We start from the raw sequence: 23,332 nt of genomic DNA on the forward strand, positions 1-23,332 counted from the left end.
GGAGGCAAAGTATGGCGAAATCCCCCCTGGAGCTGGATGCCATAGATCGCCGCATCCTGCGCGCCCTGCAGCGCGACGGCCGCCTGCCGGTGGTGGCGCTGGCCGAGCAGGTGGGGCTTTCCCCCACCCCCTGCCAGCGCCGGGTGAAGCGGCTGGAGGAGGCCGGCGCCATCGCCCGCTACGCCGCGGTGCTGGACCCGGTGCAGCTCGGCCTGCCCTTGCAGGCCTTCGTCATGGTGGCGCTGGAGAGCCATGCGGAGGAGGTGGTGGACCGCTTCCACAAGGCGCTGGCGGAGCGCCCGGAGGTGCTGGCCGCCTATGCCATGAGCGGCGAGATGGACTACCTGCTGCATGTCCTCGCCGCGGATTTCGAGGCCTATGCCGATTTCGCCCTGAAGGCGCTGCTGCGCATGCCGGGGGTGAAGGAGACGCGGAGTTCCTTCGTGCTCAGCACGCTGAAGCCGCCGGGGGAGGTGCCGGTATAGAGGCTGGGCGGGTTGCGGTGGCGCACCGGGGCGAAGGGAGCACGAATGCCATTGCCGATACCCTTGCCGCCGCGTTAGCTGGATGGCCGATGGAGGCAGCCATGGACCACCCGGCGCTCTATGAGGAGGACGTTTTCGCCTGATCGCAGCAGCAGGCTGCGGCGCTGCGCCGCCTGGCCAGCAGTGCGACGGCGCTGGCCGGGACCGGTCCGGTCCCGGCGGAGGTGCAGGGTCGCGGGCACTGCCCGCGACGGCCTCCTGCCGGAGCGTGGGGCGGAGCCCCACCTACTCCGTTGCGGCCTGTTGTGGCGCCTGCCGCGCCGCGACCGCCGCCCGCACCCCCGCGCCGTATTCCGGGTGCACCTGGTCGAACAGCCTGCATTGCCGCTCGATGATATGCTCCGGCACCCGGCCCATCGCCTCCGCGATGTTGCTGAACAGCCGCTGCCGCTGCCCCGCATCGAACAGCGCGAACAGCGCCCGCGGCTGGCTGAAATCGTCATTCCCAGCGCGGTGGTCGTAGCGCGCCGCGTCGCCGGAGATGCGCAGCGGCGGCTCCGCCACGCCCGGGTCCTGCACCGGGCCGCCCATGCTGTTCGGCTCGTAATAGGCGTCCGGCGTCTTCGTGTTGTTGTCGAAGAACCGCATGGCGCCGTCCTTGTGGTAGTGGTGCACCGGGCAGCGCGGCTGGTTCACCGGCAGCGCCTCGTAATGCGTGCCCAGGCGGTAGCGATGCGCATCCGCATAGCTGAAGATCCGCGCCTGCAGCATCTTGTCCGGGGAGGCGCCGATGCCCGGCACGAAGTTCGAGGGGCTGAACGCCACCTGCTCGATCTCGGCGAAGTAGTTCTCCGGGTTGCGGTTCAGCTCCAGCACGCCGAGGTCGATCGGCGGGTAGTCCTTGTGCGGCCAGACCTTGGTCAGGTCGAAGGGGTTGTAGGGCGTCCTCTCCGCCTCCAGCTCCGGCATGATCTGCACCTGCAGCGTCCAGCGCGGGAAGTCGCCGCGCTCGATCGCGCTGAACAGCGCCTCCTGGTAGCTCTCGCGGGACCGGCCGATGACCTCGACGGATTCCGCGTTGGTGTAGTGCTTGTGGCCCTGCCGGGTCTTGAAGTGGAACTTCACCCAGAAGCGCTCGCCGGCCTCGTTCCACAGCCCATAGGTGTGGCTGCCATAGCCGTTCATGAACATCGGCGCGACCGGCAGGCCGCGATCCGACATCAGGATCGTCACCTGGTGCAGGCTTTCCGGCGAGAGCGACCAGAAATCCCACATCGCCGTCGGGCTGCGCAGATTGGTCTTCGGGTGGCGCTTCTGGGTGTGGATGAAGTCCGGGAATTTCAGCGGATCGCGGACGAAGAAGACCGGGGTGTTGTTCCCCACCAGGTCCCAATTGCCCTCGGGCGTGTAGAATTTCATCGCGAAGCCGCGCACGTCGCGCTCCGCATCCGCCGCGCCCAGCTCGCCGGCGACGGTGGAGAAGCGCAGGATCATCGGCGTCGTCGCGCCCGGCTGCAGCACCTTGGCGCGGGTGTATTTCGAGATGTCGCCGGTGATGGTCAGCGTGCCATGGGCGCCCCAGCCCTTGGCATGCACCACCCGCTCCGGGACGCGCTCGCGGTTCTGGTGGGCCAGCTTCTCGATGAGCTGCCAATCCTGCAGCAGCATCGGGCCGCGCGGGCCGGCGGTGAGGCTGTTCTGGTTGTCGGCGACCGGCGCGCCGGCGGTGGTGGTCAGACGCTCGGGCATGCGTGGCTCCTCCTGCTGCATGGGCCAGGCTAGGCGCGGGCGATTGATAGATGGAAATCGATAGTTGCGATTGTGCCAAGAGGCCCCATCTATGAGCGACGCAGCTTCCCGCGAGTGACATGAACCTCCGAGACCTCCGCTACTTCCTCGCCGTGGCCGAGCACCGCCATTTCGGCCGGGCCGCCGAGGCTTGCCATGTCAGCCAGCCCACCCTCTCCGCCCAGCTCCGCAAGCTGGAGGAGGAGCTGGGCGTGACCTTCTTCGAGCGTGGGTCGCGTGCCGTCACCCTGACCCAGGCGGGCGAGGCGCTGCTGCCGCATGCCGAGGCGGCGGTGGCGGCGGCGGATGCGCTGGCGAGCGGTGCCCAGGCCCTGGCGGACCCGCTGGCCGGGCCGCTCCGCCTTGGCATCATCCCCACCCTGGCGCCCTTCCTGCTGCCGCCTTTGATGCCGCGGCTGCGGGCGGAGCTGCCGCTGCTGGCTCCCGAACCCTGGGAGGACCTGACCGAGGCGCTGCTGGACCGGCTGCGCCACCACGCGCTGGACGCGGCGGTGATCGCGACCGCGCCGCCGGGGGAGCTGGAGGCGATGTCGCTGGCGGTGGAGCCCTTCCTCGCCGCCCTGCCGCCCGGCCATGTGCTGGTGGGCAAGGGTCCGGTGGCGGAAGCCGCCTTGGGCCCGGATCTGCTGGTGCTGGCGGATGGGCATTGCCTCAGCGACCAGGCGATCGCCGCCTGCGGCCGCCAGGGGAGGAACCAGGGTTCGGGGCAGGGCTTCCGCGCCGTCAGCCTGGCGACGCTGATGAACCTGGTCGCCGCCGGCTTCGGCACCACCCTGCTGCCCGCCCTGGCGGCCGGGGCGGCACGGCAGCAGGGTTTGGTGCTGCGGCCGCTGGAAGGCGGGGCGGGGCGGGAGCTGCGCCTGGTGTTCCGCGCCGCGACGCCGCGCCGGGCGGCGCTGCTGGCCCTGGCCCAGGTGCTGCGGAAGGTGCTGGCGGAGGCGGGCCTGGCTCGGCGATAGGCGTCGCCCGGCTCCACCGGTCGGCCCCTCGGGTCGAAACTCACACCGGGGCCCGGGGGATCCATCCCCTGCCGGGGTCCAAGGAACGAAGCCCCCGTTCTCTCCCTTGATTTCCTGCGCCTTTCCTCGGGCAACCGCGTCCTGCTCTGGCCAAGCCGGCCGGTCGCGACGCAAGATGCGCGCCGGGACAAGGGAATGCTCCAATGGCACGCATCGGTTTCGTCGGGCTTGGCAAGATGGGGGCGCCGATGGCGCGCAACCTGCTGCAGGCAGGCCATGACGTCACCGGCTTCGACGTGGTGCCGGCGGCGCTCTCCGGCTTCGCCGCCGCCGGCGGCACCGTGGCCGCCAGCGCCGCCGCCGCCGCCTCGGGCGCGGAATTCGTCGTCACCATGCTCCCCGCCGGGCCTCAGGTCCGGGACGCCGTGCTGGGCCCGCAGGGCCTCGCCGCCGCCAGCCCGGCGGGGGCGGTGCTGATCGACTGCTCCACCATCGACGTGGCGACGGCGCGGGAGGTGGCGGCGCAATGCGGCCGGGCGGCGCTGGATGCGCCGGTCTCTGGCGGCACCATGGGGGCGGAGGCGGCGACCCTCACCTTCATGGTCGGCGGGCCGGAGGAGGTCTATGCCCGCGCCCACCCTATCCTTTCCGCCATGGGCCGCACCCTGGTGCATTGCGGCGGGGCCGGCGCCGGCCAAGCGGCCAAGGCGTGCAACAACATGATGCTGGCCGCCAACATGATCATCACCGCGGAAGCCATGGTGCTGGCGGAGAAGCTCGGCCTGACCCACCAGGCGCTGTTCGAGGTGGCGAGCCGCTCCTCCGGCCAGTCCTGGGCGCTGACCAGCTACTGCCCGGTGCCCGGGCCGGTGCCGGCCAGCCCGGCGAATCGCGGCTACGCCCCGGGCTTCTCCACGGCGCTGATGGCGAAGGATCTCGGCCTCGCCCAGGCGGCGGCGGCAAGCGTCGGCCTGGCGACGCCGCTCGGCGCCCTGGCGCAAAGCCTCTACGCCCGCTTCCTGGAGGAAGGGCATGGCGGGCTGGACTTCTCCGCCATCATCCAATTGCTGCGGGGCGGCGCTTCCGCCCCCGGCTAGAGCAGATCGCCGGAGGGCGGCATCGCCCGGAGGCGTGAATCTGCTTTACAAGCCATAAGCTAGAGCGGCTTCGCGCTGCACAGTCAGCGTGAAACAGCTCTAGACCCATGGGCCTGAGCCGGCGCTTCGCGGCCTGAGCGTGCCCATCCCGGCAGGCACGCTCGGGCCGATCGCAGGCCAGGGCTGAACAGTGATATTCCGCCGTTCGCTTTCGGGGAATATTCAGGCATGCGAGACTGGGTAGCCGCCGCCGGGCGGCGATGGGCGTAGTCGCAGAACGGGCCGGCCGGCGGAACGGCCCAGGGGGTGGAGGCTGAGCACGCTTCCTGCCATGGCCGCAGCCGCGAGCCTGCCAGCCGAGCTCGCCGGCCTGCTCGAGATGCTGCCGCTGCCGGCCCTGGTGCTGGAGCCGGCGAGCCTGCGGCCGCGCCTCTGCAATGCCGAGGCGCTGGCGCTGCTCGCCCCGGCCGCGTCCGCCACGCCGGAAGCCGTGCCGCCCGCCCTGGCCGCGGCATGGGACGCAGCGCTGGAGACGCCGCCGCATGGTCCGGCGCTGCGCCGCCGGCTCGGCCGGCTGAAGGGGCGGGAGGTGCCGGAGAGCTTCGAGACCGGCTTCGCCCCGCCCGGCCGCCCGCCCCTGCACCTGCTGCTGCGCGCCCGACTGGTCCGCGCCGGGGGGCAGGACTGGATCAGCCTCGGCCTCGTCGATCTGACGACGCATCACCAGACGGAACAGGCCCTCAGCCTCGCCCACCGCCAGGCGGAGGTGGCGCTGGCCGGCGCCGATCTCGGCGCCTGGCACTGGGACCGGCGGCTGGACGTGCTCCGGGTGTCCGAGCGCTGGTGCAGCATGCTGGGGCTGCCGCCGCTCTCCCGCACCATCTCCGTGCCGGACTGGTTTTCCCTGCTGCACCCGGACGACCTGCCCTGGACCCGCGCCCTGCTGGACCGCTACCTGGCCGGCACCTCCGCCCGCTACGAAGCGGAGTTCCGCATGCGCCACCGCTCCGGCCGCTGGGTCTGGATCCTGGCGCGGGGGGAGGCGCTGGAGCGCGGGCCGGATGGCCACGCCCTGGTGCTGACCGGCACGCATCTCGACCTCACCGCCCAGCGCCGCGCCATGGCGGCGCAGGTGGAGAGCGAGCGGGAGGCGCGGCGGCGCCTGGCCGACCTGGAAATGCTCTACCAGGCCGCGCCGCTCGGCCTGGCGCAGCTCGACCGGGAGATGCGCTTCGTCCGCATCAACCCGGCCCTGGCGGAGATGAACGGCCTGCCGCCGGATGCGCATCTCGGCCGCGCGCTGTGGGAGCTGCTGCCGGATCTGCGCGCCTCCTCCGAGCCCATGCTGCGGCGGGTGCTGGAGGCGGGGGAGACGCTGACCGGCGTCGAGGTGCGCGGCGAGACGCCCCGGGCGCCCGGCGTGCTGCGCGACTGGGTGGAGCAATTCTACCCGGTGCGGGACCCGGAAAGCGGCGAGGTGACCGGCGTCGGCATCGTCTGCGAGGAGGTGACGGAGCGGAAGCATGGCGAGCGGGCGCGCGACCTGCTGGTGCGGGAGCTGGACCACCGGGTGAAGAATCTCTTCGCCATCATCGGCGGGCTGGTCAGCTTCACCGCCCGCACGGCGGTGACGCCGGAGGCGATGCGCCGCACCCTGCTCGGCCGGATCGAGGCGCTGGCCCGGGCGCATGACCTGGTGCGGCCGGCCATGGCCGGGGGCGCCGGGATGCCTTCCGGCGGCGGGACGACGCTCGAGCAATTGCTGGCCTCGCTGCTGGCCCCCTTCCGCGCCCCGCCCGGCCAGCCGGAGCGGCTGGCGCTGGCCGGCCCGCCGCTCCGCCTCGGCCATACCGCGGCGCCGCCGATCGCGCTGGCGGTGCATGAGCTGGCGACGAATGCGGCGAAATACGGCGCGCTTTCGGCCAGCGGCGGCGCGGTGCGGGTGGCCTGGACGGCGGGGCCGGGGGAGCCGGTGGTGCTGAGCTGGGAGGAGCGCGGCGGGCCCTCGGCGACGGCGCCGGATGGCGTGGGCTTCGGCCATCGGCTGGTGCGGCAGAGCTGCGCCCAATTGGGCGGCGAGGCAGCCTTCGATTGGTCGGTGGAAGGGCTGACGGTGCGGCTGCGCCTGCCCGTGGACCGGCTGGGGGCATAGGGGTGATCGGCTGAGGCGGGCTGGCCGTTGCGAGGGGCGGCAGGACTCGGATGCGTTCGCCTCGGCGCCTGCGGCTGGCCCCGTGCGGATGGCGGTGGGGCTGGCCAGGAGGGCGGGGCGCGATTTCTTAACCTTCTTCCCGTATCCGATGCCCTGACCCTGGAAATCCGATCGGGGGCCCTTCGGGCGATGACGACGATAAGCCCAGCCAGCCTGCCCTTCCTGGTCGGTCTGCCGGTGGGCGCGGCCGGGGCCGGCGGCACGGGCGGCAGCGGCGGGAGCAGCGCCCCCCAGGACGTGGTCGATGTGCGGACGCCGCTGCCGGGCGGCACCTTCACGGTCGCCGCGGGGGACTCGCTTTCGGTGCGGGAGCTATTCGACGCGGGCCCCGACGCCTGGGACAAGGTGGCACTGTACCGGGTGGGGCTGCGGGACGACCCCTCGACGCCGGGCGGCGGCCGGCTGCTGCTGCGCGGGGAGGACGTGACCGGCCGCACGGATTTCACGCCCGCCGAGTTCAACGAGCTGCAATTCATCGCCGGGCCGGATGGTGCGAAGACCGACCTGGTGGTGGTGGCGCGCAGCGGGACGCCGGACGGCAAGGGCGGGTTGCGCAGCATCGTGGATAGCCCGGCGGTGCAGATCACGGCGAGCACGACCGGCACGCGCTCGATCAACGCCGCGGCGGCGCTGCGCAGCCTGCCGGGGGAGGATGAGGCGGCGTTCCTGCGCATCGCCCAGGATGCGGCGCTGTTCTCGGGTGTCGGCACGCAGGCCCGGCTGGCACTGACCACGGTGGGGAATTTCACCGCGGAGGCCGACGATTCTCTCTCTGTGCGGGAGCTGTTCGACGCGGGGCCGGATGCCTGGGACAAGGTGGCACTGTACCGGGTGGGGCTGCGGGACGACCCCTCGACGCCGGGCGGCGGCCGGCTGCTGCTGCGCGGGGAGGACGTGACCGGTCGCACGGATTTCACGCCCGCCGAGTTCAACGAGCTGCAATTCATCGCCGGCCCCGATGGTGCGAAGACCGACCTGGTGGTGGTGGCGCGCAGCGGGACGCCGGATGGCAAGGGCGGGTTGCGCAGCATCGTGGATAGCCCGGCGGTGCAGATCACGGCGAGCACGACCGGCACGCGCTCGATCAACGCTGCGGCGGCGCTGCGCAGCCTGCCGGGGGAGGATGAGGCGGCGTTTCTCCGCATCGCCCAGGATGCGGCGCTGTTTTCGGGTGTTGGCACGCAGACCCGGCCGGGTCTGACCACGGTGGGGAATTTCACCGCGGAGGCCGACGATTCTCTCTCGGTGCGGGAGCTGTTCGACGCGGGGGCGGGTGCCTGGGACAAGGTGGCGCTGTATCGGGTGGGGCTGCGGGACGACCCCTCGACGCCGGGCGGCGGCCGGCTGCTGCTGCGCGGGGAGGACGTGACCGGCCGCACGGATTTCACGCCCGCCGAGTTCAACGAGCTGCAATTCATCGCCGGGCCGGATGGTGCGAAGACCGACCTGGTGGTGGTGGCGCGCAGCGGGACGCCGGACGGCAAGGGCGGGTTGCGCAGCATCGTGGATAGCCCGGCGGTGCAGATCACCGCCAGCACGACCGGCACGCGCTCGATCAACGCCGCGGCGGCGCTGCGCAGCCTGCCGGGGGAGGATGAGGCGGCGTTCCTGCGCATCGCCCAGGATGCGGCGCTGTTCTCCGGCCTCGGCAGCCAGACCCGGCCGGCGCTGACCACCGCCATTCCCGCCGGCGGCCCGGATCTGCCGCTGGCAAGCCTGGCGGCGGCGGCGGGCATGTTCCAGGCGCTGGGCCTGGCGGCCACCGCCACCCAGGCCCCGGCCCAGCTCTATGCCGATGCGCCCGGCGCTTTCCGGACGACGGCGCCGGCCGATGCCGGCAGCCGCACCGCCCTCGCCCTGCTGCTGGCGAACCAGGTGGGCGGCTACGCCATGGCCGGAGATACGCGGCAGCGCAGCCTGCTGGCGATCCTCGCCTATCAGCGGCTGGCGCAGGGGTAGCGCCCGGCGCTGCACGCTCGCATGTCAGCCCTGGCCAGCGCCGCCGGGCAGCCGCCCCGCATCCCGCCGCTGCTCATAGGCCTTGGCGTGCAGCAGGGCCGCCTCGTGGATCTCGCTCGGCACGCCGGTGCGCTGCGCCGCCTGCAGCAGGAAGCCGAGGATGTGGTCCGCCTCGATCCGCCCGCCGGCTTCCAGGTCCCGCAGCATGGAGGTGGTGTAGCCGCCCTCAGGGTCGGCGAAGACGCGGCCGATATCCTCGAGGAAGCTCTGCCGCACGGGCTGGCCCTCGGCGGCGGCGATGGCGGCGTTGCGGGCCAGCACCCTGGCCATGAATTCCACCCCGCCCGGCGCCCGGGCGATTTCCCCGGTGCTGGCGCGCAGCAGCACCGTGCCGATGACGCTGGTGCCGAGATGCACCAGCTTCTCCCACATGCGCAGCAGGATGTCCGGCACCGCCTCCGCGACCAGGCCCGGCGCCTTGGCGGCCAGCGCCGCCAGGGCTTCCACGCGCGGCGAGAGGCGGCCGTCGCGTTCGCCGAAGGTCAGCCAGCGCCAGTCGTTCAACTGCCGCACCGTGCCGTCCGGCGCCAGGGTCGCCTGGATCTTGGCGAGGCCGCCCAGCACCGCCTGCCTGCCGAAGGCGGCATCCAGCGCTTCCAGATGCGAGAGGCCGTTGAGCACCGGCAGCACCGCGGTCCCCGGCCCGATTGCCGGGCGGATCGCCTCGATCGCTGCCGTCAGGTCATAGGCCTTGCAGGTGAGGAGGATGAAATCGTAGCCGCGGCCCGGCGCCTCGGCCGGGACGGTGGCAACCGGCAGCGTCGCGTTGCCGAAGGGGCTTTCGATGGCGAGGCCGCGTTCCGCAAGCTGCGCCGCGCGGCGCGGGCGGACCAGGAAGCGGATATCGGCCCCCGCCTGTTGCAGCCTGCCGCCGAAATAGCCGCCGAGCGCGCCGGCGCCGAGCACCAGAATCCGCATGCCGTTCCCTCCCGTGACTCACGCAAGCTACCGCCAGCGGCGATGCATCCACAGCCATTGCCCAGGATAGTCGCGGATCCAGCTCTCGACGATCCGGGTGATGGCGTCCGTCGCGGCGTTGATGTCCACCTCGCCCTTGGCGTCGCGGGGCAGGGCGACGGGCTCCGTCAGCTCCAGCCGGAAGCGGGCGCCGCCGAGGCGGATCGCATGCACGCCATGCACCGGGCAGTCGAAGCGCCGGGCCAGGCGGGCGAGCAGCGGGTTGGTCGGCGTCTCCCGCCCGAAGAAGGCGATGCGCGGGCCGCGGCTGAAGCGCTGATCCACCAGCATGCCGACATGCAGCCCCTCGTCCAGCGCTTCCAGCATGCGCACCGGCGCGCTGATATTGGTGGGAATCAGCCGCCCCATGCTGCCGGCGCGCAATTTGACGATGAGCCGGCCGATCGCCGCGTTGTTGGGCATGCGGTAGAGCACGGCGGAGTCGAGCCCATGCGCCGCGGCGGCGATCGCCGGCAGCTCCCAATTCGCCAGATGGGCGGCGAAGAAGAGGCCGGGCTGGTTGTCCTCGCGCAAGGCGATGAAGCGGGCGACGGTCTCCGGCGAGAGCTGGATCCGGCCGGTATTCGGGTTGGCTTCGTCGAAATCCCAGATGCGGTCCATATGGACGTATTCGCAGGCGGTGCGGCCGAGATTGTCCCACGCTTCCAGCGCGATGCGGCGGTGTTCCGCGGCCGGCAGCTCCGGGAAGGCGCGGGCGATGTTGTCCAGGGTGGTGCGCTGCACCGGCAGCAGCGGGCCGAGATTGCGCGCGAGGAAGCCGCCAAGCGCCGAGGCGCGATCCGGGCCGAGGGCGCGCAGCAGGGCGAAGAGCGCGCGGACCAGGAGGGCGAGGAGGGAATCGAGGAAGCGCTGCATGGGGGCGTTATGCGGGAACCGTGCTCCCACCCCAACCCTCTTCCGCCTCGCGGAGGGGTGGCGGCATGCTGCCCACGGGGCCTGTGCCGCCAGACGCGGGAGGGCGTGGACGTGGCGTGCGGCGCATATCCGCCGGAGCCGTGGCTCGCCTCTGGTTCAAACGAAGGCGCAACCCTGCGCCTTCGGCATCAACGGGGTCCCCGCGAAGCTTGCTTCGCAGGGTCTCGGCGAAGGCGGCCATTGCCCAGGGCCAAGTGGCCTGAGACCTGTCACGGCTGCGGCTTCGCCGCACCGCGCGTCGTGCGAGCAGCACGCCTCCGGCGTGACGTGCGAGCAGCACGCCTCCGGCGTGACGTGCGAGCAGCACGCCTCCGGCGTGACGTGCGAGCAGCACGCCTCCGGCGTGACGCGCGAGCAGCACGCCTCCGGCGTGACGCGCGGCTCCGGCCCTGGCAGGTCTCAGGCCACATGGCGGGTGCTTGAGGTGCGCCCGACGGGGTCGAGCGCGCGAATTGCGCGCCAAGCCGGAAGGGCCGCGCCAGGGCTCCGCGCTACAGCGTGACAACGATCTTGCCGAAGACCTGCCGCGTCTCCAGCCGCGCCAGCGCCGCCTCGAACTGGTCGAGCGGCGCGACCGTATCCAGCACCGGCGTGATGCCCCGCGCCATCTTGCCGAGACCATCGGCGATGTTGCGCATCGAAGCGCCGAAGCTGCCGAAGATCTTCAGCTGCCGCTGGAAGACCATCATCAGGTTGGTCTCGGCCGAAACGCCGGAGGTGCTGCCGCAGGTCACCAGCCGCCCGCCCATCCGCAGGCTCAGCAGCGAGCCGGCCCAGGTGGTGGCGCCGACATGTTCGAACACCACATCGACGCCGCGCTTCTGCGTCACCTTGCGCGCCACGCTCTCGAACCGGTCCGTGGTGTAATTCACCACATGGTCGGCGCCGAGCGCCTTCGCCTTCGCGCATTTCTCGTCGGAGCCGGCGGTGGCGATGACGGTGCAGCCCAGCGCCTTGGCCAGCTTCACCGCCACGGTGCCGATGCCGGAGCCCGCGGCCTGCACCAGCACCACCTCGCCCGGCTCCAGCCTGGCATTGTCGAACAGCATGTGCTCGACGGTGGAGAAGGTGATGGCGGCGCAGGCGGCCTGCTCCGCCGGGATGCCTTCCGGCACCGGCACCAGCAGGCGGGACTCCTGGTTCACCTTCTCCTGCGCGAAGCCATCGACATGGAAGCCCTTCACCCCGCGCACATTTTCGCAGAGGTTGTCGCGGCCTTCCCGGCAGGCGCGGCAAATGCCGCAGGTGAGCGCGCCATAGGGCACGGCGAGCTGGCCAAGGCGCCAGCCGGCGACGCCCTCGCCCAGCGCGATCACCTCGCCCACCGCTTCCGCGCCCACGGTCAGAGGCAGCTTCCGCTTGGCGAAGGCCATGCCGCGCCAGCCCCAGACATCGATGTGGTTGAGGCCGACGGCGCACATGCGGAGCTGCACCTCGCCCGGGCCCGGCGGCGGCGGGTCCGGGACGTCCACCAGCCGCGTGTCGCGGTCGCCGAAGAGCTGCAGGGCGCGCATCAGCAGGCCGCTCCGGTGCGAAACCTCGTTCCTCCCCCCGCTAGCGGGGGGAGGTCAGGAGGGGGGTGGTCGGTTGCCGTGGCCCGCAGGCCTGGCGCGGCACACCCCCACCCCAACCCTCCCCCGCCTTGCGGGGGAGGGAGAAACGCCACGCCCCTCAAGGCGCCGCCCCCAGCACCAGGCAGACATTCTGCCCGCCAAAGCCGAAGCTGTTGGACAACACCCGTTCCACCTTCGCGTCCCGCGCCACGTTCGGCACCACATCCAGCGGAATCGCCGGGTCCGGCACCTCGTGGTTGATGGTCGGCGGCAGGCGCTGGTCGCGGATGGTCAGCAGGCTGAACGCCGCCTCCACCGCGCCGGCGGCGGAGAGCGTATGGCCGATCATCGATTTGTTGGAGGAGATCGGCGGCCCAAGGGGATTGGGATGCTCGCCGAAGACGGCGCGCATGCCGAAGGTCTCCATCTTGTCGTTCTCCGGCGTGCCGGTGCCGTGGGCGTTCACGTAGTCGATCTGCCCCGGCTCCAGCCCCGCATCGGCGATCGCGGCGCGCATGGCGCCGATGATGGCGCCGCCATCCGGGTTGGACCGGGTGCGGTGGAAGCTGTCCGCCTTCTCCCCCGCGCCGAGGATCAGCCCCAGCACCTTGGCGCCGCGCGCCCGGGCGCTCTCCAGGCTTTCCAGCACCAGCGCCGCCGCGCCCTCGCTCATCACGAAGCCGTCGCGCGCCTTCTCGAAGGGGCGGGAGGCCTTGGTGGGGTCGTCATTGCGCGCGGACAGGGCGGAGAGCAGGGAGAAGCGGATCAGCGCCTCCGGCTGCACGCTGCCCTCGGCGCCGATGCAGAGCGCCGCTTCCGCCTCGCCGCGCTGGATCGCCTCCACCCCGAGCTGGATGGAGGAGGCGCCGGTGGCGCAGGCGGTGGTCAGCGAGATCGGCGCGCCGCGCGTGCCGAAGCGCTCCGCCAGCCTTTCGCCGACGCCGCCGAACAGGCAGCTCTCGAACAGCGCCTGCTGGCCGGTGGCGGCGGCGATCAGGGCCTTGTAGCTGCCCGGCGCCTCGCCGTTGCCCTGGCGGGCGAAGGCGATGCGGTGCGGCCATTCCACCTCCACCGGCGGCATGCCGAGGAAGAGCGGCCCGGGGAAATTCGCCTTGGCGCCGATCCCGGAAGCCGCCACCGCTTCCTCTGCCGCCAGCGCCGCCATGCGCTCGACCCGGTCGGGGGAGGTGAGGGGGTCCCGCCCCACCTCCTCCGGCAGGGTCACCTGGCCGGCGATGGTGGTGCGCAGATGCTCGGTGGGGAAGCGGGTGATGCGGCTGATGCCGGAGCGGCCGGCGAGCAGCCCGGCCCAGCTCTCCGCCACGCCGAAGCCGAGCGGGGTGACGAGGCCGATGCCGGTGACGGCGACGATGGGGCGGCCGAGATGATCGCGCATCAGATGGGCTCCACCAGGGCCAGCGCCTCGCCGCGCCAGACGCCGAAGCCGGTGACCAGCGCCTGCGGCGCGCCGGCCTGCACGGAGGCGGCGGCCAGAGCGAGGTTGGTCGGGAAGGCGGCTTCCACGCTGTGGCCGAGCGTCTCGGCGGTGTGCACCACCGGGCCGTGGCCGGGCAGGCCGGCGAGGAATTCCTCCTCCGCCGCCCGGGCCGCGCCGGCGCCGCTCATGCCGGAGATCACCGCCGCGCCGGGGCGCAGGGGCAGCCGCGCGGCAAGGGCGGCGGCAGAGGCGGCGGCACTGTCCGCGCCGTGCCGGCGGGACGCGTTGGTGACGATGCCGGCCAGCTTCGCCAGCCCGGTGGCGCCGCGCGCCCGGGCATGCGCCTCGGTCTCCAGCACCAGGAAGCAGGCGGCGCCGCCCATCACCAGCCCGGCCTCGCCGCGTTCCGCCAGCCGCGCCCAGGGGCCGCGATGCAGCACGCCGGAGGCGGCGTAGAGCAGCAGCATGTCCCAGCGCCCGGCGACATAGGCGCCGCCCGCCAGCGCGATGCCGCCCCGTCCCTCGGCCAGCCGCGCCGCGGCGATGCGCACCGCATCCGCCGCCGCGCTCTCCTCCCCCATGAAGGTGCGGGAGGAGCCGGTGACGCCATGGACGATGGAGATGTTGCCCGCCAGCAAATTGGAAAGCTGCGCGAGGAAGAGCGTCGGCCGCAGCCCGCTGGCCAGGCGTTCGTTCAGCTTCGGCCCGGCCTCTTCCGGCGGCAGCCGGGCCAGCTCGGCGGCGATCGCCTCATCCAGGCCGATGTCGCGCTCCCCGCCCCCGGCCGCGACCACCAGATGCATGTCGGCGACGAGGCCGCGCGCCGCGGCGGATTCGATGGCAAGGCCGGCAGCATAGGTGCCGAGGCGCTGCCAGGGCTCCATCTGCCGCTGGTCGCCCTTCTTCGGGATCTGCGTATCGAGGTTCAGCGGCGGCAGGGGATGCACGGGGAAGGGGGCGAAACCCGCTTCCTCCAGCACCGGGGCGCCGCCGGCGAGGACCGGGCGGTTCGCCTCCAGCCCCTCGCCGAGCGAGGTGACGAGGCCGATGCCGGTGATCCAGACGGGCTGGCTCATGAATCCTGGTCCTTCAGCAGCCCGATCTCCCGGGCGCGGACGCGCATCGCCTCGGCCAGCTCCGGCGCCGGGAAGTCCCGGATGCTGAACTTCATCTCCTTCACCTCCGCCACGCGGCGGCCGGCGGCGGTGATGGCGGCATCCGTCACGGCGAAGCCCGACCCCTCATGCACCAGCTTCGCGGTGACGGTCAGGCGGGTTTCCGGCCCGACGAAGCTGCGCAATTTCACTTCCCTGGTGCCGATCAGGAAGGCCATGCGGGAAAGGTTCAGCCGGGAGAGCAGCAGGTAGCCGCCGGCCTGGGCCATGGTCTCCACCAGCAGCACGCCGGGCACCAGCGGGTGGCCGGGAAAATGGCCTTCGAAGACCGGGCTCGCCGGCGGCACCAGCGCCTCGGCGGTGATGCTCTCGGGCGCCAGCTCCAGCACCCGGTCGATCATCTGGAAGTATTCGAGGCGCATGGCGAAAGGGCGGCGCGCGGGGTGGGGCCTCAGCCGCCCTTGGCCGCCACCAGCTCCTCGATCCGGGCCGCCAGGTTCTGCATGACGAAATACTGCTCGGCCGGGGCGGCGCCGGAATTCACTTCCTGGGTCCAGGCCTCGACCGGGACCTTGATGCCGAATTCCTTGTCGATCGCGAAGACGATGTCGAGGAAGTCCAGGCTGTCGATGCCGAGATCCTCGATGACATGGCTCTCGGGCTTGATGTTCTCCAGCGGGACATCGCTCGTATTGGCGATGATCTCGGCGATGCGGTCGAACGCCGATGCCATGGGCGATTCTCCGGAAAGGGCAGGGGCCAGGGAGGGGGGTCTTTGGCGCGTTCCTGCCGGAATGTCCAGCGTGGCGAGGGGGTCCGCCCATGGCAGGCGGCGCTGCCCCCTACACCCCCGCCGGGGGGTGGACCACCCCTCGACCCCCGGTCCGAGTTTGCCGGTTCAACCTGCCGACTCACACGGGCACTGGCGGCACTGCCGCCAACGGGCGGGGCACGGGGGCGAAGCCCCGTTCACGCCACCGCCGCCACCCGCGCCGGCCTTGCCCTCGCCCCGAAGATGGCGGCCGCCGCCAGCAGGCACAGCACCCCGGAGAAGAAGAAAAAGGGCAGGTAGCTGTCATATTCCGTCCGGGTGAGGCCGGCGCCATAGGCGGCGAAGGCAGCGCCCAATTGATGCCCGGCGAAGACCCAGCCGAAGACCATGTTCGCCCGTTCCCCGAACCGGTCCACCGCCAGCTTCACCGTCGGCGGCACCGTCGCCACCCAGTCGAGCCCGTAGAAGACGGCGAAGATCGAAAGCCCGTAGAGGCTGAAATCGGAGAAGGGCAGGTAGATCAGCGACAGGCCGCGCAGCCCGTAATACCAGAAGAGCAGCCAGCGGCTGTCATACCGGTCCGAGAGCCAGCCGGAGCCGATGGTGCCCGCCACGTCGAACAGGCCGATCATCGCCAGCACGCCGGCCGCCGCCACCGGGGCGATGCCGAAATCGCCGCAGAGCGGGATGAAATGCGTCTGGATCAGGCCGTTGGTGCTGGCGCCGCAGACGAAGAAGGTGCCGAAGAGCAGCCAGAACACCCTGGTCTTCGCCGCATCCCGCAGGGTGACCAGGGGGGAGGCGAGCATGGCGCCGAAGGAGAGCAGCGGCGGCGGCGCAGCCACGGGGCCGGTGGCGCCAAAGGGGGCGAGGCCGATATCGGAGGGCCGGTCCCGCATCAGCGCCAGCACCGCCAGCGCCGTGGCCAGCAGCAGGGCGAGCATGAGGGAGAGGGCGCCGCGCCAGCCGATGCTCTCGGTGAGGGAGGCGAGCAGGGGCAGGAAGACGAGCTGGCCGGTGGCGCTGCTGGCGGTCAGCAGCCCCATCACCAGGCCGCGGCGCTGGGCGAACCAGCGCTGCGCCACCGTCGCGCCCAGCACCATGGCGGTGAGGCCGGTGCCGAACCCCACCACCACGCCCCAGAGCGCCAGCAGGTGCCAGAGCCGCGTCATGAAGAAGGAGCCGAAGATGCCGGCGGCGACCAGGGTCAGGGCGAAGCTCGCCACCCGGCGTGGGCCGAAGCGGTTCAGCAGCGCGGCGGAGAAGGGAGCGAGCAGGCCGAAGAGGATCAGGCGGAGGGCGAAGCCGGCGGAGATATCCGCGGTGTCCCAGCCGAATTCCTGCTGCAGCGGGGCGATGAGCACGCCCGGCGTGCCGACCGCGCCGGCGGTGACCAGCATGGTGAGGAAGGTGACCGCTGCCACCACCCAGCCATAGTGCAGGCGGCCAGGGGTAGGTGTCTGGGCGGGCGAGCGGGCGTGGTCTGGCGGCATGGGGCGGTCCTTGAGGTTGGGGTATATACCCGCGCTTCCCGGCGAAAAGGTCGTTAAACGGCGTCCAGAACCTCCTCGAAGGCGCGGAGGCGGTCCGGGCCCAGCCGGGCTTCCAGGGTTTTCTGGCACTCGTCCCAGACCGGGATGGAGGCTTCGAGGACCGTCCGCCCGGCGGCGGAGAGGGTGACCATGGATTCCCGCTGGTCCTCCTCGCCCGGGCCGAGGGCGGCAAGGCCCTGCTTTTCCAGCACCCGGACGTTGCGCCCGATGGTGGAGCGGTCGAGCTCCGCCAGCCGGCCCAGTTCGGTCAGGCTGACGGGCTGGTGCCGCTCGATCATCCGCAGCAGGGAATATTGCGCGATGGTGATGCCGAGCGGGGCCAGGGCCTGGTCGTAGAAGGCGTTGAGCCGGCGCGTGGCCTGGCGCAGGCGGATGCAGTAGCAGTGGGGCGACATGATGCGGGTATATGCGCGCATCTGCCGGGATGTCCAGCTCAGGGTTGCGGGCTCCGCTCCCCAACCCCGGCCCCCCTGTGAGCGGCAGGTTCCGACCCTCGGGTCTGAAAACCCGGCCGGGGTCCGGGGCCAGATCCTGGCCCCGGCTGGCGTTGGCGGCGCTGCCGCCAATGGGCAGAGCCCCTGGCGGGTCCGGGGGGAGCGCCGCCCTACTTCACCCCGTATCGCGGCGCCGGCTGCCCGGTACGGGTTGCGGCGAAGAGGGCGAGGCGTGCCGCCTCCGCCTGTTCCCACAGCCCGATATCGGCCAGCGGCGGGATCGTCACCGCCTCGCCCTGGTCCAGCCCGGCCAGCGCCGCGTCCACCATGTCCTCCGTCGTCATCACGGTCTTTGCGTCCAGGTGTGCGAGCGGCAGACCCGACTTGTCCCAGATCTCCGTCGCCGTCGCCGCCGGCAGCACCGCCTGCACCGTCACCCCGGTGCCCGCCAGCTCCTTCTGCAGGCCGCGGCTGAAATTCAGCACGAAGCCCTTGGTGCCGCTGTAGACGGCGCTGCCCGGCAGCACCTCCAGCCCCAGCACCGAGGCGATGTTGACGATCAGCCCCCGGTTTCGCGCCAGGAAGCCCGGCAGCAGCGCCTGGGTGAGCTGGGTCAGGCTGGCGATGTTCAGCGCGATCTGGCTCAGCGAATCCGCCAGCGGCGCGGTGGCGAAGGGCGCCAGCCTGGCCAGGCCGGCATTGTTCACCAGCACCTCGATCCGCGGGTTGGCCGCCAGCGTCCTGGCGATGCGGGCCAGGTCGGCGGGGTCGGCCAGGTCGGCCACCAGGATTTCGGCCTTGCGGCCATGGGTCTCGGCGAGCCGCGCCGCCAGGGCCTGCAGCCGTTCCGCCCGGCGGGCGACCAGGATCAGGTCATGGCCGCGCGCCGCTAGGCGGTCCGCATAGACGGCGCCGATGCCGGAGGAGGCGCCGGTGACGACGGCGAGGGAGGGTTCGGTGGGCATGGGAAGGCTCCGGATTTATTGAGTACTCAAGGAATGGCCGACATTTTGGAACGGCGCCGCCTCTGGTCAATGCTAGAGGACACAACTAAATTCCGACGCATGCCCCACCGCCCGGAGACCCAGCCCGATAGCGCGGAGGCGGCCTGCCCCCTCCTCCCTGGGGAGCTGGCCTGCCTGAATTCGGCGCTGCGCCGCACCACCCGCCAGCTCGGCGCCCTGTATGACGAGGCGCTGGCGCCGACCGGCCTCAAGGCCACGCAATTCGGCCTGCTGGCGCAGATCCAGCAGGCGGGGGGCGGGGAGGGCGCGCCGCTGCATGTCCTGGCGGAGCGCCTGGCGCTGCATGTCTCCGCCCTGACCCATGCCCTGCGCCCGCTGCTGCGGGACGGGCTGGTGGCGCTGCGCCCGGGGGCGGCGGACAGGCGGGTGAAGCAGGCCAGCCTGACCGCTGCCGGCCGCCGGAAGCTGGCGGAGGGGCTGCGCCTCTGGGCCATGGTGAATGGCCGGGTGGAGGCGGTCCTTGGCGGCGCCATGGCGGCGCAGCTTCGCGCCCTGGCCCGGCAGGTGGAGTCGCCGGAATTCCTCGCCGCCTACCGGGCCGCCCCGGCCCCGGAGCCGGGCTCAGCCGCCCGCGGCTGACCTCGGGGCATGATCCGCGCCCAGCAGAAGCGCGTATCGTGCTCCAGACTGTCGTTCCGGTGCGCGATCCGCGCCTCCGGGCGTTCCGCTCCCCGGCCGTCACGCTCCAGCCCGTCATCTGGTCGCATCGTCCGGCGCGCCCGGCGATTCCGCCGGGCCTGAGGCTGCTCCAGCCCTCGGCGGCTTCGGGTTGCGCGCGGCGAATTCCCGCGCCGCCCAATCGAGGAAGACCCGCAGCCGCGGCGAGAGCTGCCGGCTGCGCGGATAGAGCAGCGAAACCTGCGCTGGCGGCGGCGGCGTCTCCGCCAGCACCTCCACCAGCCGCCCCGCCGCCAGATCCGCCGCCGCGTGGAACCAGGGCACCTGCGCCAGCCCGAGGCCCAGGTGCAGCGCCGCCAGGTAGCTCTCCGTCCCGGTCACCGAGACCCGCGCCGGCACCGCCACCTGCCGCTCCACCCCTGCCACCAGGAAGCTGGTCGGCCGCAGCGCCCCGGTGGTGAGGGAGCGGAGGCCGATGATCCGGTGTCCCGCCGCCAGCGCCGCCGGCGTCTTCGGCACCCCGAACTCCGCCAGATAGGCGGGGGCGGCGCAGGTCAGCCGGTGCAGCAGGCCGAGCCGCCGCGCCACCAGCTCGCTGTCCGGCGGCTGGCCGAAGCGCAGCACGCAATCCACCCCCTCCTGCACCGGGTCGATCCAGCGCTCCCCTTCGCTCATCGCCAGCTCGATGCCCGGATAGCGGGCGAGGAATGCCGGCAGGCCCGGCAGCAGGAAATGCCGCGCCAGGGTCCCCTGCACGTCGATGCGCAGCAGCCCGCGCGGCTCCGCGCCGCTGAGGGCGCCCTCCGCCTCCTCCAGATCCTGCAGGATGCCGAGGCAGCGGCGGTACCAGGCCTCGCCGTCCAGGGTCGGCCGCACGCTGCGGGTGGTGCGCTGGAGCAGGCGCACGCCGAGCCGTTCCTCCATCTGCCGCAGCACCGTGGTGGCGGTGGAGCGCGGCAGGCCGAGATCCTGCGCCGCCAGGGTGAAGCTCCGCCGCTCCACGATGCGGGTGAAGAGTCGCATGGCGTCGAGCCGGTCCAAGCGGCGCCCCTCCATTGTTCGCCTGAGCTGAACAGTCCTGGCAAATTTAGGCCGATTATCCCGTGCCTGCCAAAGCCCAATCTCCCCCGCATCGCCCTCGCGGCGACAGCAAGCGGAGGACAGAGACCATGAGCAGCAGCGAGCAGAACCGGGTCGCCATCGTCACCGGCGCCTCCCGCGGCATCGGCGCCGCCATTGCGGAGCGGCTGGCGCGGGACGGCTTCACCACCGTCATCAACTACGCCGGCCGGGCCGCCGAGGCCGAGGCGCTGGCGGCGAAGATCGAAGCGGCCGGCGGCCACGCCCTCACCCACCGGGCGGATGTCAGCGACCCCGCCGCCGTGGCGCGGATGTTCGCGGCGGCGGAGGCCGCCTTCGGCGGCGTCGACGTGGTGGTGAACAATGCCGGCATCATGCGCCTCGCCCCGATCGCCGAGGCGGAGGACGCGCTGGTCGACAGCCAGCTCGCCATCAACCTGAAGGGCAGCCTGAACATGATGCGGGAGGCCGCCCGGCGGCTGCGGGAGGGCGGGCGGATCGTCAACCTCTCCTCCTCCGTCGTCGGCCTCACCCCGCCCGGCTACGGCCCCTATGCCGCGACCAAGGCGGCGGTGGAAGCGCTGACCCATGTGCTGGCGAAGGAGCTGCGCGGCCGCCGCATCACGGTGAACGCCGTCGCCCCCGGCCCCACCGCCACGGCGCTGTTCCTGGACGGCAAGCCGCAGGCGGTCATCGACCAGCTCGCCAAGGCCGCCCCGCTGGAGCGGCTGGGGCAGCCGGAGGACATCGCCGCGGCCGTCGCCTTCCTCGCCGGGCCGGACGGCGCCTGGGTGAACGGCCAGGTGCTGCGCGCCAATGGCGGCATCGTCTGAACCCCGCACGCGGAAAGGAGCACAGCCATGAGCAGGCAGACCATCCTCGTCACTGGCGCCTCCTCCGGCTTCGGCCGGCTGGCCGCCGAGGCCCTGGCCCGCGCCGGACATACCGTCTTCGCCTCGATGCGCGACCTCGGCGGGCGCAACGCCGGCAATGCCGCGGCGCTACGAGAGCTGGCGGCGGCAGGGCTCTCGCTGCACCCGCTGGAGCTGGACGTGCAATCCCAGCCCTCGGTGGATGCCGCCCTCGCCCGGCTGCTGGCGGAGGCCGGCAGGCTGGACGTGGTGGTGCACAATGCCGGCCACATGGTCTTCGGCCCGGCCGAGGCCTTCACGCCCGAACAATATGCCGAGCTCTACGACGTCAACGTGCTCGGCACCCAGCGGGTGAACCGCGCCGCGCTGCCGCATCTGCGGCGGCAGGGGAGGGGGCTGCTGGTCTGGGTCTCCTCCTCCAGCTCGGCCGGCGGCACCCCGCCCTACCTGGCGCCCTATTTCGGCGCCAAGGCGGCGATGGACGCCATCGCCGTGCAATATGCGCGGGAGCTGGCGCGGTGGGGGATCGAGACCTCCATCATCGTCCCCGGCGCCTTCACCCAGGGCACCAACCACTTCGCCCATGCCGGCGCGCCGGCGGATGCCGCCGTGGCGGCGGAATACGAGGCCGGGCCCTATGCCGGCTTCGGCGAGCAGGTGCAGCGGGCCTTCGCCGCCATCGTGCCGAAGGCGGCGGATGCCGGGGCGGTGGCGGAGGCCATCGTGCAGGTGGTGGACGCGCCCTGCGGCCAGCGCCCCTTCCGGGTGCATATCGACCCGACCCAGGACGGCGCCGATGTGGGCTTCGCCGTGCTCGACCGGCTGCGGGCGGAAATGCTGCACCGGGTGGGGCTGGGGGATCTGCTGGTGCCGAAGGGGTGAAATTGGGGGCTTCGCCCGCAGACCTTCACCACGCGCGCTGCCGCCGGCGGCAGTGCCGCCAACCCCCGCCGGAGGGTGGACCACCCGGACCCCGGCGCGAGTCTTACGGTTCAACCTGCCGACTCGGACCGGGGTCCGGGGCCAGGTCCTGGCCCCGGCGGGGGTGCAGGGGGCAGCGCCCCCTGCCAGGGGAGGCGAAGCCCCCGCCTCACGGCCCCCGCCCCGCCCGATGCTCCCGCCGCCACGCCGCCGGACTCACCCCGCAAAGCCGGGTGAAGACCCGCGTCAGATGGCTCTGATCGGCGAAGCCGCAGGCCAGCGCCACCCCGGCGATGCTCTCCTCGCCTTCCAGCATCATCGCCTTCGCCCGGTCCACCCGGTAGCGCAGCAGCCATTGGTGCGGCGAGATCCCGGCGCTCTGGCGGAAGGCCCGGGCGAAATGCGCGCGGGAGAGGCCGCAATGCTCCGCCAGCTCCCCCAGGCTGATATCCGCGGCGTAATGCGCCGCCAGGAAGGCCTCGGCCCGCGCCCGCTGGCGCGGCGAGAGCCCGCCCTTCACCGCCAGCAACTGCCGGCCGCCATCGCCATAGCGGGCCAGCACATGCAGCAGCATGGCATTGATCACATGGTCGATGAAAAGCTGGTTCACCTCCTGCGGCCGGGCGAAGGCCGGTTCCAGCGCCGCCGCCAGATGCGTCAGCGTCGGGTCCAGCAGACCGGGCGGGCAGGCGAGATGCGCCACCCGCCGCATGCCGGCCGTATCCGCCATCTCGTCCAGCGCCTGGCGGGGGATGTAGATGGACAGCGCCTCATGCGCGGCGGTGACGCGCGCGGCATGTTCCCCCAGCAGGTTGACGATGCGGATGGACCCGGCCCGGTAGCCCTGGCGGAGGAAGCTGCGCCCCCGGCTGTACAGCTCATGCTCCGGCACGGTGGTGAGGTAGAGGGCGAGGATGAAGGTGTCCTCGGCCGGGACGCGCGGGGAGAGGCCGAATTGCGCCGGGCCGATGCGCAGCCGGCTGAGGGCGACCTGGGCGCTCCTCAGGCTGCGGGTGACGAAATGCGGCATATGCCGGAGGTGGAAGCTCCGGGCGATGGCATCGCCGTAATTCCGCCGTTCGGTGCTCGGAGCCGCGTTCATCCCTGCCCTGTCGTGGCCGGCCCTGCCGCCCCCGGAGGGTGCCCGGGCCCGCATGGCGCGCCCTTCAGATAGGCGGCCGCGGCGCCGCGTGAAGCCGCCCGGCCATGGGCCGCATGGCGGGGGCGACCGCCGCGCCGCGCCGCCGCAGCGGCCGGGCGCCGAGGGCGGCGGCGGTGACCTGGCTGTGGTCGTTCCTGCCTGCTGCCGGGCCCCGGCCGCTGCCGCCCTCGGCAGGGAGATGGCGCTGCAGGCGGCCCGTCAGGGCGCGCCGATGGGCGGGGCGGCGATCGTCACCTGCGACCGGGCGGTTGCGCTGCCCGGGCGAGGGCGCAGCCATGGCGATCATCGCGCTGCTGCCGGCCATTGCCTCCCTGC

General features: G+C 72.4%; 22 protein-coding genes. 8 read left to right on the forward strand and 14 right to left on the reverse strand.

What is annotated here, in order from left to right; genetic code table 11:
• The first annotated feature begins 11 nt into the window (after positions 1–11).
• Positions 12–485, forward strand: coding sequence for an Lrp/AsnC family transcriptional regulator (locus E5N76_RS24285; RefSeq protein ID WP_207792098.1), 474 nt, complete (start codon positions 12–14; stop codon positions 483–485).
• A gap of 285 nt (positions 486–770) precedes the next feature.
• On the opposite strand, the gene E5N76_RS24290 is transcribed toward E5N76_RS24285, so the two are convergent.
• Positions 771–2,234 (reverse strand): catalase, encoded by a 1,464-nt coding sequence (locus E5N76_RS24290; RefSeq protein ID WP_149540006.1) that lies wholly within the window; start codon positions 2,232–2,234, stop codon positions 771–773.
• Between the two features lie 119 nt (positions 2,235–2,353).
• On the opposite strand from E5N76_RS24290, the gene E5N76_RS24295 reads away from it, so the two are divergent.
• The 4 genes from E5N76_RS24295 (at position 2,354) to E5N76_RS24310 (ending at position 8,521) form a co-directional block, all read left to right on the forward strand.
• On the forward strand, positions 2,354–3,253 hold the full coding sequence (locus E5N76_RS24295; RefSeq protein ID WP_149540008.1) for a LysR substrate-binding domain-containing protein: 900 nt from the start codon (positions 2,354–2,356) through the stop codon (positions 3,251–3,253).
• A gap of 203 nt (positions 3,254–3,456) precedes the next feature.
• A complete protein-coding gene (gene mmsB, locus E5N76_RS24300; protein ID WP_149540010.1) occupies positions 3,457–4,350 on the forward strand; it encodes a 3-hydroxyisobutyrate dehydrogenase in 894 nt (297 codons plus the stop codon).
• A gap of 331 nt (positions 4,351–4,681) precedes the next feature.
• On the forward strand, positions 4,682–6,502 hold the full coding sequence (locus E5N76_RS24305) for a sensor histidine kinase (protein ID WP_149540012.1): 1,821 nt from the start codon (positions 4,682–4,684) through the stop codon (positions 6,500–6,502).
• A 189-nt stretch (positions 6,503–6,691) separates the two neighbouring features.
• A complete protein-coding gene (locus E5N76_RS24310) occupies positions 6,692–8,521 on the forward strand; it encodes a hypothetical protein (protein ID WP_149540014.1) in 1,830 nt (609 codons plus the stop codon).
• Positions 8,522–8,545: 24 nt separating this feature from the next.
• Here E5N76_RS24310 and E5N76_RS24315 read toward each other — a convergent pair whose 3' ends face one another.
• The 10 genes from E5N76_RS24315 to E5N76_RS24360 all read right to left on the reverse strand — a co-directional run bounded on the left by E5N76_RS24315 (position 8,546) and on the right by E5N76_RS24360 (position 18,304).
• Positions 8,546–9,499, reverse strand: coding sequence for a ketopantoate reductase family protein (locus tag E5N76_RS24315; protein ID WP_149540016.1), 954 nt, complete (start codon positions 9,497–9,499; stop codon positions 8,546–8,548).
• A gap of 27 nt (positions 9,500–9,526) precedes the next feature.
• On the reverse strand, positions 9,527–10,414 hold the full coding sequence (locus tag E5N76_RS24320) for a lipid A biosynthesis lauroyl acyltransferase (RefSeq protein WP_149540018.1): 888 nt from the start codon (positions 10,412–10,414) through the stop codon (positions 9,527–9,529).
• Between the two features lie 551 nt (positions 10,415–10,965).
• Positions 10,966–11,988 carry a zinc-binding dehydrogenase gene (locus tag E5N76_RS24325; protein WP_149540020.1) on the reverse strand — a complete coding sequence of 341 codons (1,023 nt, stop codon included), beginning with the start codon at positions 11,986–11,988 and terminating at the stop codon, positions 10,966–10,968.
• 157 nt (positions 11,989–12,145) lie between these two features.
• Positions 12,146–13,423, reverse strand: coding sequence for a beta-ketoacyl-ACP synthase (locus E5N76_RS24330; protein WP_149540022.1), 1,278 nt, complete (start codon positions 13,421–13,423; stop codon positions 12,146–12,148).
• Positions 13,423–14,541 carry a beta-ketoacyl-ACP synthase gene (locus tag E5N76_RS24335; RefSeq protein WP_149540024.1) on the reverse strand — a complete coding sequence of 373 codons (1,119 nt, stop codon included), beginning with the start codon at positions 14,539–14,541 and terminating at the stop codon, positions 13,423–13,425. Before E5N76_RS24335 ends, E5N76_RS24330 begins: the two co-directional genes overlap by 1 nt.
• On the reverse strand, positions 14,538–15,002 hold the full coding sequence (locus tag E5N76_RS24340; RefSeq protein WP_149540026.1) for a 3-hydroxyacyl-ACP dehydratase FabZ family protein: 465 nt from the start codon (positions 15,000–15,002) through the stop codon (positions 14,538–14,540). Before E5N76_RS24340 ends, E5N76_RS24335 begins: the two co-directional genes overlap by 4 nt.
• Positions 15,003–15,031: 29 nt before the next feature.
• Positions 15,032–15,313, reverse strand: coding sequence for an acyl carrier protein (locus E5N76_RS24345; RefSeq protein WP_149540028.1), 282 nt, complete (start codon positions 15,311–15,313; stop codon positions 15,032–15,034).
• A 236-nt stretch (positions 15,314–15,549) separates the two neighbouring features.
• The gene (locus E5N76_RS24350) at positions 15,550–16,845 is read right to left on the reverse strand and encodes an MFS transporter (protein ID WP_207792099.1); all 1,296 of its coding nucleotides are present in this window, start codon (positions 16,843–16,845) and stop codon (positions 15,550–15,552) included.
• Positions 16,846–16,898: 53 nt separating this feature from the next.
• On the reverse strand, positions 16,899–17,321 hold the full coding sequence (locus tag E5N76_RS24355) for a MarR family winged helix-turn-helix transcriptional regulator (RefSeq protein ID WP_207792100.1): 423 nt from the start codon (positions 17,319–17,321) through the stop codon (positions 16,899–16,901).
• 188 nt (positions 17,322–17,509) lie between these two features.
• Positions 17,510–18,304 carry an SDR family NAD(P)-dependent oxidoreductase gene (locus tag E5N76_RS24360; protein WP_149540030.1) on the reverse strand — a complete coding sequence of 265 codons (795 nt, stop codon included), beginning with the start codon at positions 18,302–18,304 and terminating at the stop codon, positions 17,510–17,512.
• A 99-nt stretch (positions 18,305–18,403) separates the two neighbouring features.
• On the opposite strand from E5N76_RS24360, the gene E5N76_RS24365 reads away from it, so the two are divergent.
• Complete coding sequence (locus E5N76_RS24365; protein WP_149540032.1) at positions 18,404–18,943, forward strand: MarR family winged helix-turn-helix transcriptional regulator; 540 nt, start codon at positions 18,404–18,406, stop codon at positions 18,941–18,943.
• A gap of 114 nt (positions 18,944–19,057) precedes the next feature.
• Here the strand turns inward: E5N76_RS24365 and E5N76_RS24370 are convergent, their stop codons facing one another.
• Positions 19,058–20,023 (reverse strand): LysR family transcriptional regulator, encoded by a 966-nt coding sequence (locus E5N76_RS24370; RefSeq protein WP_149540034.1) that lies wholly within the window; start codon positions 20,021–20,023, stop codon positions 19,058–19,060.
• A gap of 128 nt (positions 20,024–20,151) precedes the next feature.
• Between E5N76_RS24370 and E5N76_RS24375 the strand changes: the two genes are divergently transcribed.
• Together E5N76_RS24375 and E5N76_RS24380 are read left to right on the forward strand one after the other, a co-directional pair.
• A complete protein-coding gene (locus E5N76_RS24375; RefSeq protein ID WP_149540036.1) occupies positions 20,152–20,895 on the forward strand; it encodes an SDR family oxidoreductase in 744 nt (247 codons plus the stop codon).
• 27 nt (positions 20,896–20,922) lie between these two features.
• A complete protein-coding gene (locus E5N76_RS24380; RefSeq protein WP_149540038.1) occupies positions 20,923–21,816 on the forward strand; it encodes an SDR family NAD(P)-dependent oxidoreductase in 894 nt (297 codons plus the stop codon).
• Between the two features lie 208 nt (positions 21,817–22,024).
• Here the strand turns inward: E5N76_RS24380 and E5N76_RS24385 are convergent, their stop codons facing one another.
• Both E5N76_RS24385 and E5N76_RS24390 read right to left on the reverse strand, forming a co-directional pair.
• Positions 22,025–22,957: a helix-turn-helix domain-containing protein gene (locus E5N76_RS24385; protein ID WP_187830365.1), complete on the reverse strand. Its 933-nt coding sequence runs from the start codon at positions 22,955–22,957 to the stop codon at positions 22,025–22,027.
• Positions 22,958–23,021: 64 nt separating this feature from the next.
• Positions 23,022–23,321, reverse strand: a complete 300-nt coding sequence (locus E5N76_RS24390; RefSeq protein ID WP_149540042.1) for a hypothetical protein — start codon at positions 23,319–23,321, stop codon at positions 23,022–23,024.
• Between the last annotated feature and the right edge of the window lie 11 nt (positions 23,322–23,332).

The sequence above is a fragment of the Siccirubricoccus phaeus genome, assembly GCF_008360935.1.
Taxonomy (GTDB): Bacteria; Pseudomonadota; Alphaproteobacteria; order Acetobacterales; family Acetobacteraceae; genus Siccirubricoccus; species Siccirubricoccus phaeus.